Source organism: Staphylococcus xylosus (assembly GCF_002732165.1).
Lineage (GTDB): Bacteria > Bacillota > Bacilli > Staphylococcales > Staphylococcaceae > Staphylococcus > Staphylococcus xylosus.
The window spans coordinates 47,106-59,483 of record NZ_MRZO01000006.1 but is presented as its reverse complement, the minus strand read 5'-3'; the positions used below and the strand labels follow the sequence as shown (position 1 = coordinate 59,483).

Here is a 12,378-nt window from a genome sequence, read left to right as displayed (position 1 = left end):
CCGCTTCAATCTAATTCGAAAATATCCTCTACAACGGAAACAAACTCCTTACCATAATTTGAATTCCCTTGAATATTATCCAGTATGTAATTAAACTCATTTTCGAATTGTTTTAATTCTAAGTCGTCATTAACAATAATTTTTTTACCTTTGTTTTCATGTAACATAGACCACGTTTCTTGAACAAATATCAAGTAAGAATAGTTTTGACCGTCGTCTAAAATATATGCAAAGCTGTAATTATCACTATCAACAAGCATTTGTCCTGCTTCTTGAAAACCTTCTGTAGATTGTTCTGTATAGCAATTAATACTATCTTCTGTAATTTTTATTTCATTCACATAAATACGCATGCTTGTTCCTCCTTATTCTTCATCATTTTAACATAATTTCACACTACATAACACGTTACAACATAATGTTATATCAACATCAATACATCAATTTCATCTATTTATGTCATCATAAATGCAGTTCAATTTAAATTAAATAAAAAGTGTTTTAAAATAAAGTAATATACGCACCAGAAGGAGAGATTATAGTGGCCACAAATAATGAGATTGAATTCAAACAATTGTTAACAGAAAAACAATACAATGTTATCCATAAAACTTATTTCAACGAAATTGAACCTTTTAAACAAACAAATTTCTATATTGATACGCCAGACTTTGATTTAAAAGACCACAAATCAGCTTTAAGAATTCGAGTGAAGGATGAATACTTAGAGATGACATTAAAAATACCAGCTGAAGTTGGTCTTACTGAATACAATTTTGAAACACATGTCGTTCCAGAATTAAACAAACCTATTCCAGAACAATCATTACCTTCTGAAATTGCAGATCAACTTACAAAGATGGATATTGATTTAACTAAATTAATTATTCTTGGTTCACTTAAAACGGAACGCTTAGAGAAAGAAATAAATGGAAACTTACTTGTACTGGATAAAAGTACTTATCTAGATTTTGAAGATTTTGAATTAGAATACGAAGTCGAAGATTATGATGAAGGTCTAATTCAATTTAAATCAATTCTTGAAAAATTTGATATGAAACATGAAATTCCAGCTAATAAAGTACAAAGATTTTTTAATCGTAAATCAAATTTATATCATAATTAATCACATGCAATTGTAAGAAGTCGAATTACTTCCAAATGTAAAAATTCATGTTATATTAGTATTATATTAACAGGATACGGTGATATTATGACGCAAACACCATATGAAATCATTGGCCAAGAAGCCTTATATGATATGATTGATTACTTTTATTATTTAGTAGAACAAGATAGTAGAATTAGTCACTTGTTTCCTGGAGATTTTCCAGAAACAAGCAGAAAACAAAAACAATTTTTAACACAATTCTTAGGTGGTCCAAATCTTTATACACAAGAACATGGTCATCCAATGTTGAAAAGACGTCATTTAGATTTTATTATAACAAATCATGAACGTGATGCTTGGCTAGAAAATATGTATAAAGCTATACAGCATGCTGATTTTCCCGAAGGTGTCGGTGATTATTTATACGAGAGATTACGTTTAACAGCGAATCACATGGTTAATTCCGAAAATTAATTGTAGGTGGAATAGACATGACTGAAGAATTAAGATTAATACAACCCAATAGTCGTGAAGATGTAAATCTTTCACCTGTTAGTAAGATAGAAATTTATTCCTTTTTTGATCCATTCAGTAAGGAATGTTTTAAATTATCTGCAATCCTTTCTAAATTACGCATTGAGTATAAACAATATATAAGCATTAGACATATATTGAACCCTTCATTACGCGTTTTGACAAAATGCCAAGCGCAAAGTACATCTGATCTAGATAATATCGCACTTGCATATAAAGCCGCTGAACTTCAGGGGCGCATACGTGCGGAGCGATTTATACATCTTGTACAAAATGAAATTATACCCAAGCGAGATATTATTACAGAATCGATGGTTAATAATTGTATCAGTAACGCAGGACTAGACTACGAAGTTTTTAAAGAAGATTTGCAAAGTAACTATTTAAAAGATAGCTTACAAGTAGATTTGCATATCGCACGAGAAATGGAAATCGAAGAAGCCCCTTCCCTCGTATTCTTTAGCGAGGACGTACATGAAGAAGGATTAAAAGTAGAAGGATTATATCCTTATCATATTTACACTTATATTATTAACGAACTCATTGGTTCAACAATTGAAAAAGAATTACCACCGAGTCTTGAAGAATATATTCAACAACAACAATTAGTTACTAAAGAAGAGTTATTAACAATATATGAGTGGCCAGAGAAACTAATGAATAAAGAACTTAAAAAATTAGCAATCCAACAAAAGATTGAAAAACTTAAGTCTCCAGATGGTAAATTTTGGAAAGCTAAAAATTAATGATTCTAAGTTTTAACCTTATAACCAATTAGTCTTTATTAAATTAATATAGACATAAATTGAACTACTTAAATTAAAATCGATGATTTTTACTACAATACTGTAAAAATCATCGGTTTTTTTATATTTTCCTACTCAAAGTTGATTGAATAGTTATTCAATCGTACTCATTTTTAAAATAATTATTAAAAAAGGGTATAAAAAAAACGCCGTGTCTGATTACACGGCGCTAAACAAAGGGGATGGGAGAAATTTTTCACTTCAAACAAAGGGGTATGTTTGTTATGTGATTAATTTCATGTTTATAATATAACACGGTAAAATACACCTTTCAACCTTTTAAATTAAATAAATTTGGTTTGTCACAAACTTGTCATATTGTAAACGAATACATTCATACTAAGCTTTCATTAACTTTTCAAAAGCATCTAATTTTTGTTCAAATACCTGGCAAGCTTGTTCAATTGGTTCAGGTGTTGTCATATCTACCCCAGCATTTTTCAAGATTTCAATTGGGTAATTTGAGCTACCTTTTTTCAAGAATTCATTAATATATCTATCCACAGCTGGTTGCCCTTCAGTTAATATCTGATGACTTAAACTTTGTGCAGCACTATAGCCTGTTGCATATTGATACACATAATAGTTCATATAAAAGTGAGGGATTCTTGACCATTCTTTGCTAATATCTTCATCTGTTTCAACCGAGTCACCAAAATAAACACGATTCAATTCAGCATATTCTTCGTTCATACGATTTGCTGTTAATGGCTCTCCCGCTTCTTCTATTTGATGAATTTTGTGTTCAAATTCAGCAAACATCGTTTGTCTAAATAATGTGGCACGGAAACGCTCAAGCTCTTGGTTTAATAACAACAACCTACGCTCATCATCTAAATGTTTATCCATATAATCGCTTAATAACGCTTCATTACATGTAGATGCTACTTCCGCGACAAATATTGTATAATCACTTGAATTAGATGGTTGATTTTTACGACTGAAATAACTATGCGCTGAATGACCAAATTCATGAACTAAAGTATATAAATCAGACACAGTATTTGACCAATTTAATAAGATAAATGGATTTGTTAGATGTGCTCCTGAAGAATAACCGCCTGAACGTTTACCTTTATTTTCATATACATCTACCCAACGATTAGTTAATCCTTCATTTACTACTTCCATGTACTCTTCACCCATAGGTTGTAAAGCTTTAACCATCCAATCTTTTGCTTCCTCGTATGGCATTTCAAACTTCACATCTTTAACTAAAGGTGTATATAGGTCGTACATTTTCATATCTTCAAGACCTAATAATTCTTTACGTAATTCTGTATAACGGTGTAATAACGGTAAATATTTATGGACTGTTTTTACTAAATTGTCGTAAACAGCTTCCGGGATATGATTATTACTTAAAGCTGCTGCTCTTGCTGATTCATAGTTATGTGTACGTGCATTAAATACATTCTTTTTAACTTCCCCTGCTAATGTAGCACTTAAAGTATTATTATAGGCTCCATAAGCTTTATATAAATTTTCAAATGCAGATTTTCTTAATATACGATCATCTGATTCTAAACATTTTATGAATGTACCTTGGGTAAGTGAATGACGATTGCCATCCTTATCGATTGCATCTTCAAACTCTAAATCAGCATTGCTGAACATACCATATACATTGTCAGCTGTTGATAAAGCATCTTGTGCTTCTGTAAGTAACTTTTCTTTATCCGCACTCAAAACATGTGGACGTTTTTCATTAATTAATTTCAAATCAAATGCATATTGCTTTAAATTGTCATTTTCATCAATAAATGATTGGATCTTGTCTTCATCAATTTGCAAAATTTCAGGTACTAAGAAACTCCAGCCTGAACTAAACTTAATTATTAATTGATGCGCACGCGCTTCATAACCTGTGTATTTATCATTTGCTGTATCTTGATCTTGTTTTAAATGTGCGTATACATAAACTTTCTCTAATTTAGAACCTAATTCATCTTCTAAAGCTAGCGCTTGGTATAGAGTATCAGCACTATCAGCTAAATGACCTTTAAATTGTTGTTCTTTCCCTAAATTTTGTTCTGCTTCTTTAAAAGCTTCTTCAAAAGCTTCATCCGATTCAAATATAGTAGTTAAATCCCATGTATACTCAGGATATTTACGTTCTTGTTCTTCTCTTGTTAATTGTTGTGTCATAATTTTAGTAAACCTCCTATTAAATTCAATACTATAATTTTCTCATGTAAGGCTCAATTTTGCACGTTATTATACCCAATATTTTGACATGATTTTTGAAACTTGCGGATAATTGCTTGAACTATTACTGGACTATTAACATCATAATTATAAAAATGATTATATCTAATAATATCTAAAAATACCCTTTTATTAATCTTATTTTTATTTATCATATTCAACAATTGCAATTGCCAATAAATAGGATGTGATTGTATGAATATTTGTTCTGGATATACCATACCTAGATTTTCACAAACCCATGATTCCTCTAGTTGTAAATTATAAATGACACTTAAACTAGGCTCATGAACAGTGCCTTGACGCCTACAATTCTTGATATATTGTTTTATAGTAGACTTCGTTAATTTAAAATGACATGGTAACTTCGCAGAGTCACTATTAATAAAATAATATGTAAATTGTTTGTACGAAATTTGTTCCCTAATCGCTATGTAACGATTTCCACCAATAAATTGTATTATTTTATATCTATATAATATAGATGTGTCACTATGCCATGAAAAGAGTTGTCTTTTCTTCAAATTAATATAAGTACGTTCACACTTATTTAAAAATAAAATTTTTGTTCTTTGGTTATATTTCAACTTACCGATAATCCAAATAACGTCAAAACCAATATTAGCTAATCCATTACTTCGTTTTTTTATATTATCTATAGTTATATTTGAAAATTGTATTTCAATCGCAAATTTATTATTAATGATTAAATCAGGATATTGGTAGCACTGCGATATATAAGGTTCAATTGTGACGTGATAATCTAATTTATTTAACTGCTGTGCCAACTCATGTTTAAACATATAATGTTCATAAGTTTCGCCTTTGTTACAAAAGTTTGAATCTCTGTGAGCATGAGCAAAATGCGATGTTTTTATTGATCCTTTTTTTAGAATGACTGTATTTTGACAATGTGGACACTTATAAGCACAATATTTATTAGCGTTATACGCAGTTATTAATTTCCCTTTGCAATCTTTAGCATACAACATGTCTTAATCACCTCATTTAATATACACGGTAATCTTTCATAAATTACTTTAGCAAAATTATAAATTCCTCTTACCTGATATAAAAAAGCCGACAAAGTCTATACTTTGTCGGCTTTAAATCTTTTTCAAAAACATAACCCTTACTATAAATTGCAAATCAATTCTAGAAATGGTTATATCATTCAATTTATTTTATTCATATTAATTATTCTACAGTGTTTGGGAAATAACGACGCACTTGTGACGCGACATTATGGCTCATGATTATTTTAGCATAGTCATTTAAATATACTTCAGATTTATCAGTAGGATATGCGAACTCAAGTAATTGACTATAACTATCATTAATTGTTTCTTGATCTACATTTTCGTCAAAATGCACAGCATAATAATAAATATTGTTAAGACTATATAATAAATCTTCAAATGCATCTGTCACTTGATCGTTGTGATGTGCATAGTCGATTACTTCTTCTAAATCACTAAATTTAACAATAACAGTACGTGTATTTTGCTGTTTATGGTCATTTCGTTCTTGGCTATGGTTACTTTCTTTCTGTTGTTGACGTTGCTCAAATAAATCTTCTAAACTATCATCTTGATCAAACGTCTGTGATAATAAATCGTTCACTTGATAATCAAGTTGTTCATTATCTTCATCTGACATGTTAATTAAATCTTCATTTTTAGATTTAGATATCGTTACCTCAACACCTTTTTCAAAAGCGTGTACTTGAATCCATAACGGGCCTTCAACAACAAAATCTTCTTCTTCATTGATTTCTTCCATCATATTCCAAAAGAATTCTTCTCCACGTTTGCGATTAGTCCACAAATCTTCACGTTTAAAACCTCTTGCTTCAATATCACTATATGTTATAAATAATTTAACGGTAGTATCGTCAACGCGCTCTATTCTCATATCATCTCACTCCTTACAGTCGATGAATAGTAATCATATTGTATTAGAACATAGCAATAATTACAATTGATTTGTTTGATTAAATTTCACTAAATTCCAATTAGTACCTTATATTAACACATACCCTTATATTAGCCAAAAAAACAGCACTAACCATTCAAGCGTGCTGCTTCAAAACTAACTTAACTCTATATTAAATCGATTTTTTCAGTCAGACAACCTTTTTGTTTGACCAAAGCCCATGAGTTTTTGTTATGTTGAATATAATAAAACCATAAAGCAATTTTTCAATTCATTACTTTATGGTTTACGATTTATTTATTTCACTTGTAATTTGTCTTAGTCAACCATACGTTGCGCTTCTTGCAATTGGAACGTACGAACTTTTCTAGGTAAGAAACGTCTGATTTCATCTTCGTTATAACCAACTTGTAGACGTTTTTCGTCTAAAATGATTGGACGACGTAATAAACCAGGGTTATCTTGAATAATTGAATATAAATCTTGAAGTGGTAACGCATCAATATCTACGTTTAATTTTTGATAAGTTTTAGAACGTGTAGATATAATTTCATCAGTACCGTCTTCAGTCATTTTTAAAATTTGTTTGATTTCGTCAATTGTTAAGTGTTCTGAAAAAATGTTACGCTCCGTATACGGAATGTCATGTTCTTGTAACCATGCTTTCGCTTTACGGCAAGATGTGCAACTTGGTGAAGTAAATAATGTTACCATACATCTCACTCTCCTATTTTTCATGAATGTAAATTCATTTGATTTCAATATTTATATGATTAGGAAACTTTATAGTTTTCTTCGCCTTCCTTAACCTTACAATGAAAGTATACCCTTTCAACATTAAAATTAAATGAGAATTCTCTAATTTTTTTCAAAAAATTTAAAATAAAAGTATTTCTCAATAAATTCAACTAGAAATATTGATGTACATGTAGTTTAACATAACTTACAAATGATTGAAATACTGTTATAATATACGTATTGTGTATTAAATTAAATTTCAGAAAGTAGGCATCATAAAATGGAAACATTATTTTCAGGTATCCAGCCTAGTGGGATTCCAACAATTGGTAATTACATTGGCGCATTGAAACAATTTGGTGAAGTACAAGATGATTACGACTGTTTCTTTTGTATCGTTGACCAACATGCAATCACGGTACCCCAAGATCGATTAAAATTACGTAAACAAATTAGACAACTTGCTGCAATCTATTTAGCTTCTGGTATAGACCCAGAAAAATCAACACTATTTATTCAATCTGAAGTTCCTGCGCATGTTCAAGCAAGTTGGATGCTCACTACGATTTCTTCAATTGGTGAATTAGAACGTATGACACAATTTAAAGATAAAGCAGGAAAACAAACTGAAGGTGTACCAGCAGGATTGTTAACATATCCACCATTGATGGCTGCTGATATCGTTATTTATAATACTAATATCGTGCCAGTTGGTGATGACCAAAAACAACATATGGAGTTAACACGTAATCTAGTAGACAGATTTAACTCCCGTTATAATGATGTATTGGTCAAACCAGAAATCCGTATGCCAAAAGTTGGTGGCCGTGTGATGAGCCTTCAAGAACCAACTAAAAAAATGAGTAAAAGTGACGATAACCAAAAAAACTTCATCTCACTACTTGATCAGCCAAATGTTGCCGCTAAAAAAATCAAAAGTGCTGTAACCGATTCTGACGGTGTCATTAAATTTGATCGTGAAAACAAACCAGGAATTTCTAATTTATTATCTATTTATTCAAGTTTAACTGATGAATCTATTGACTCACTTCAAGAAAAATATAAAGATTCAAACTATGGTGTGTTTAAAGCAGACTTAGCAGAAATCGTGAAATCATTCTTAACTAATTTCCAAGAAAAGTATGACTATTATTTTAATTCTGATGAGCTTGATACAATTTTAGATAATGGTCGAGATAAAGCACAAAAAGTGTCATTTAAAACTTTGAAAAAAATGGAAAAAGCTATGGGCTTAGGTCGTAAAAGATAAGTACCGAGCTTGAAATTTCCACAACATAAAAAGGAGAATCCAATACGTCGGATTCTCCTTTTTTAATACTTACTTTTCTTTCTTTTTACCAGTTTTAGGGTCGATACTCTTATCAATTTTCACATGTTTTAATGTCGTGTCTCCACCAATTTGATGATATACCAAACCTTTAACTTGAGGGTTAGTTAAATGCGCTTCCCCTTTTTGATAAACTGGTGCAACTGGGGCTTCTGCTAGCAATAACTCTTCTGCTTTCTTCATTGCTGCATTTCGTTCTTCAGGTTTCTTCAATAATTTGCCATTAGCATCTTTAACTAATTTATCGAATTCTTTATTACCCCATCCTGTATTATTAGATGGATTACCTGTAGTCATAATATTCAAGAACGTTAATGGATCTGGGTAATCTGGTCCCCAACCAGATAATGATGCTTCAAATGTTTCCGAATGTTCTTGGTTCACTCTTTGTTTAAACGGTAATTGTTTAATATTCATTGTAACTCCTGGCAAATTAGTTTCAATTTGAGATTTAATAAACTCTGCTGAAATTTTTGAACTTGGAGTATCTTCCGTGTTCATTGTAAATGTTAATTCTTTAATGCCTAAATCTTTTTTTGCTTTCTCTAAATGTTGTTTTGCTGCTTTAGGATTATATGTTAATGGCGAATCAATTGATTCGGTAAAATCCTTACCATCTGGTGATTTAGCTGTTAGTTTAGATGTAAAGCCATCTGTAGCTTCTGAACCGTCATTTTTAACTGAATTTACATAGCCCTCTTTATTAATTGCTTGAGAAATTGCTAATCTTAAGTCTTTGTTTTTAAATTCCGGCACATTGTCTCGATTTAACTTAATATAAAATGTACTTGCTAATAAACGTTTCTTTAATCCCGGATTGTCTGCATATTTATCAACTTGATCGGCAGTTATTACTGTATCATCTACAGAACCTGTGTCATATAATGACGCCCCTGCTTGCTGATCTTTCAACACTTTGTAATTTACACGATCTAAATTCACTGCCTTTTTATCCCAATAATCATCATTTTTCACAAGCTGTATTTTATCTTCAACTTTCCAATCTTTTATTTTAAATGGCCCATTATACACTGTTTTATCAGCTGTAGTACCATATTGTTGTCCAGCTTTCTTTACAGCTTTTTCATTTTGTGGCATAAACGTTGCAAAGGCTAGCATCTCATTCATATATGGTATAGGTTTTGTTAATTCTACTTTTAAGGTATGGTCATCAACCGCTTTAACCCCTAGCTCATCTACGTCCTTTTTGCCCATATTTATTGCTTCAGCATTTTTTAAATCATACATAATATAAGCATATTCAGATGCTGTGTCAGGATTAACGACACGTTTCCACGCATATTCAAAATCATGCGCTGTAACTGGATCACCATTAGACCATTTTGCATCTTTACGCAAATCAATCGTTAAGGTTTTACCACCATTACTTTCTTTTGGCATAGCTTTTGCCACACCTGGTTTCGCTTTATCATTTTTATCTAAGGTATATAATCCTTCATATACCTGGTTATATATATCAAATGAAACGGTATCAGTAGCTAAGGCCGTATCTAAAGAAGAAATATCTTGTGGTATCACTTTTCTAAATACATCTCCTTTATCAGAATAAATTCCTTCAGCATTGCCACAACCCGCTAACACAACGGATAGCGCTACTAAAATAATTAAAAACTTAAATTTTTTCATCATTTGCCCCCCTTTCCCTGTTAAACAGAAGCCTCATGTGTTTGAGATTTTAATTCTTCAGCTTCTTCATCTGTAGTAAATACATAATGATTCGCTCTAATTTCATGTAATGAGCGTTGATTATTCTTAGTGTCATCCTCTTTAAATTGAGTTCTTTTTCTAACTCTTTCACTTTCAGGGTCAGGCTGAGGTACAGCAGAAAGTAATGACTTCGTATAGGGATGCATTGGGTGATTGTATATTTCATCCGCACTACCTATTTCTACAATTTTACCAAAATGCATAACCGCAATTCTGTCCGAAATGTATTTAACCATTGATAGATCATGAGCAATAAATAAAAACGTTATGCCACGCTCTCTCTGTAATTTTAATAATAGATTAACGACTTGTGCTTGTATTGAGACGTCTAACGCCGAAATAGGTTCATCAGCAATAATAAACTCAGGCTCAACTGCTAGTGCTCTTGCAATCCCGATACGTTGGCGTTGACCACCTGAGAATTCATGAGGATAACGATTGGCATGCTCTTTGCTTAAACCAACAGTTTCTAACAAATCATAAACACGTCTTTTTCGGTCTTTTACCCCTGTTGAAAGTTTGTGTATATCAATACCTTCAGCTATGATATCCATTACCTTAAGTCTTGGGTTTAAAGAAGCATAAGGATCTTGGAAAATCATTTGAATCTTTTTATTGAATTTCAAAGAATCTTTACGATTTTTAATTTTTTGGATATCCACGCCTTCATATAAAATCTCGCCATCCGATATTTCGTTTAATTTAATAATTGCTTTTCCTGTCGTTGACTTTCCACATCCTGATTCACCAACAAGTCCAAATGTTTCACCTTTATAAATATCAAAAGAAATGTTTTCAATAGCTCTAACTTCGTTTCTTTTACCTTCGTTAAAATATTGTTTTAAATTTTTCACTTGCAATAATAACTCATTACTATTCTCCATTGAAAGACACCCTTTCTACCTGTTGTGGTTTATCAAAGTTATTTGGCATATTACGCAAACGTTTTTTAACCATTTCGGGTGGTTCTACGCTAGGTGCACGATCGTCCAGCAACCATGATTTCACAAAATGTGTTGGCGATACTTGATACCACGGTGGTGGTGTCTTAAAATCAATATCTAAAGCAAATTGGCTACGATCCGCAAACGCATCACCTTTTGGCGGATGTAACAAATCAGGTGGTGTACCAGGGATCGCTAGCAATTCTGTCTCAGTGCCAGTTGTTAAGTCTGGCATTGAAGAAAGTAAGCCCCAAGTATATGGATGTTTTGGATCATAGAATATTTCATCTACATCACCTGTTTCTACCATTTGACCGCCATACATTACAGCAACTCTATCCGCTATGTTTGCTACAACACCTAAATCATGTGTAATAAATATGATAGACGTACTGATTTTATGTTGAAGCTCTTTCATAAGCTCTAATATTTGCGCTTGCATTGTCACATCCAGTGCAGTGGTAGGCTCATCTGCAATAAGCACTTTCGGTTCACATGCGAGTGCCGTTGCTATAACGATTCTTTGTCTTTGTCCACCTGAAAATTGATGGGGATACGCATTAAATCGTTTTTCAGCATTTGGTAAACCAACTAGATTTAGAATTTCAAGCGCTCTTTTTTTAGCGTTTGCTTTATTATAATTTTTATGTTTAATTAGCGGTTCCATTACCTGTTTTCCAATTTTCATTGTTGGATTTAACGATGTCATTGGATCTTGGAAAATCATTGAAATATCTTTACCACGTAATTTAATCAATTCCTGTTCTGATTTTTTCGCTAAATCTTCACCTAAGAAATTAATTTGCCCTTTTTTAATTCTTCCGCTGTCACCTTGGAATAATTTCGTAATAGCTTTTGTTGTCACTGATTTACCCGAACCAGATTCACCAACAATTGCTAATGTCTCTCCTTTATCGATAACAAAGTCAACGCCTCTTACCGCTTGTACTTCCCCTGCGTCGATATCAAAGGAAACATGCAAATCACTAACTTCTAATATTCTTTCTGACATATCTGTTGCCTCCT

General features: G+C 31.8%; 12 protein-coding genes. 4 read left to right on the top strand and 8 right to left on the bottom strand.

All coding sequences use genetic code 11. The features are described from left to right. Positions 1 to 5 precede the first annotated feature (5 nt). Positions 6 to 353, bottom strand: a complete 348-nt coding sequence (locus BTM19_RS09895; RefSeq protein WP_029379144.1) for a UPF0738 family protein — start codon at positions 351 to 353, stop codon at positions 6 to 8. A 188-nt stretch (positions 354 to 541) separates the two neighbouring features. Between BTM19_RS09895 and BTM19_RS09890 the strand changes: the two genes are divergently transcribed. The 3 genes from BTM19_RS09890 to yjbH all read left to right on the top strand — a co-directional run bounded on the left by BTM19_RS09890 (position 542) and on the right by yjbH (position 2,391). After that, the gene (locus BTM19_RS09890) at positions 542 to 1,126 is read left to right on the top strand and encodes a CYTH domain-containing protein (protein ID WP_029379145.1); all 585 of its coding nucleotides are present in this window, start codon (positions 542 to 544) and stop codon (positions 1,124 to 1,126) included. 87 nt (positions 1,127 to 1,213) lie between these two features. Next, complete coding sequence (locus BTM19_RS09885) at positions 1,214 to 1,585, top strand: truncated hemoglobin YjbI (RefSeq protein WP_029379146.1); 372 nt, start codon at positions 1,214 to 1,216, stop codon at positions 1,583 to 1,585. 17 nt (positions 1,586 to 1,602) lie between these two features. Beyond that, positions 1,603 to 2,391 carry a protease adaptor protein YjbH gene (gene yjbH, locus BTM19_RS09880; protein ID WP_029379147.1) on the top strand — a complete coding sequence of 263 codons (789 nt, stop codon included), beginning with the start codon at positions 1,603 to 1,605 and terminating at the stop codon, positions 2,389 to 2,391. Positions 2,392 to 2,790: 399 nt separating this feature from the next. Here yjbH and pepF read toward each other — a convergent pair whose 3' ends face one another. From pepF to spxA, 4 genes are all read right to left on the bottom strand, one after another. Beyond that, the gene (gene pepF, locus BTM19_RS09875) at positions 2,791 to 4,599 is read right to left on the bottom strand and encodes an oligoendopeptidase F (RefSeq protein WP_029379148.1); all 1,809 of its coding nucleotides are present in this window, start codon (positions 4,597 to 4,599) and stop codon (positions 2,791 to 2,793) included. 53 nt (positions 4,600 to 4,652) lie between these two features. Further along, positions 4,653 to 5,651 (bottom strand): competence protein CoiA, encoded by a 999-nt coding sequence (locus tag BTM19_RS09870; RefSeq protein ID WP_029379149.1) that lies wholly within the window; start codon positions 5,649 to 5,651, stop codon positions 4,653 to 4,655. 205 nt (positions 5,652 to 5,856) lie between these two features. Further along, on the bottom strand, positions 5,857 to 6,573 hold the full coding sequence (mecA, locus tag BTM19_RS09865) for an adaptor protein MecA (RefSeq protein WP_029379150.1): 717 nt from the start codon (positions 6,571 to 6,573) through the stop codon (positions 5,857 to 5,859). Positions 6,574 to 6,912: 339 nt separating this feature from the next. Continuing rightward, positions 6,913 to 7,308, bottom strand: a complete 396-nt coding sequence (spxA, locus tag BTM19_RS09860; protein ID WP_002483765.1) for a transcriptional regulator SpxA — start codon at positions 7,306 to 7,308, stop codon at positions 6,913 to 6,915. A 304-nt stretch (positions 7,309 to 7,612) separates the two neighbouring features. Here spxA and trpS point away from each other — a divergent pair, with 304 nt between their 5' ends. Continuing rightward, positions 7,613 to 8,602 (top strand): tryptophan--tRNA ligase, encoded by a 990-nt coding sequence (gene trpS, locus BTM19_RS09855; RefSeq protein ID WP_029379151.1) that lies wholly within the window; start codon positions 7,613 to 7,615, stop codon positions 8,600 to 8,602. Between the two features lie 69 nt (positions 8,603 to 8,671). Here the strand turns inward: trpS and BTM19_RS09850 are convergent, their stop codons facing one another. Genes BTM19_RS09850 through BTM19_RS09840 form a run of 3 tightly spaced genes read right to left on the bottom strand, consistent with a single transcriptional unit; the run spans position 8,672 to position 12,364 of the window. Further along, entirely contained in the window at positions 8,672 to 10,327 is a 1,656-nt protein-coding gene (locus tag BTM19_RS09850; protein ID WP_058625861.1) for a peptide ABC transporter substrate-binding protein, read from the bottom strand. 20 nt (positions 10,328 to 10,347) lie between these two features. Then, positions 10,348 to 11,292, bottom strand: a complete 945-nt coding sequence (locus BTM19_RS09845) for an ABC transporter ATP-binding protein (protein ID WP_029379153.1) — start codon at positions 11,290 to 11,292, stop codon at positions 10,348 to 10,350. Further along, positions 11,282 to 12,364 (bottom strand): ABC transporter ATP-binding protein, encoded by a 1,083-nt coding sequence (locus BTM19_RS09840; RefSeq protein ID WP_038678235.1) that lies wholly within the window; start codon positions 12,362 to 12,364, stop codon positions 11,282 to 11,284. Before BTM19_RS09840 ends, BTM19_RS09845 begins: the two co-directional genes overlap by 11 nt. Positions 12,365 to 12,378 lie beyond the last annotated feature (14 nt).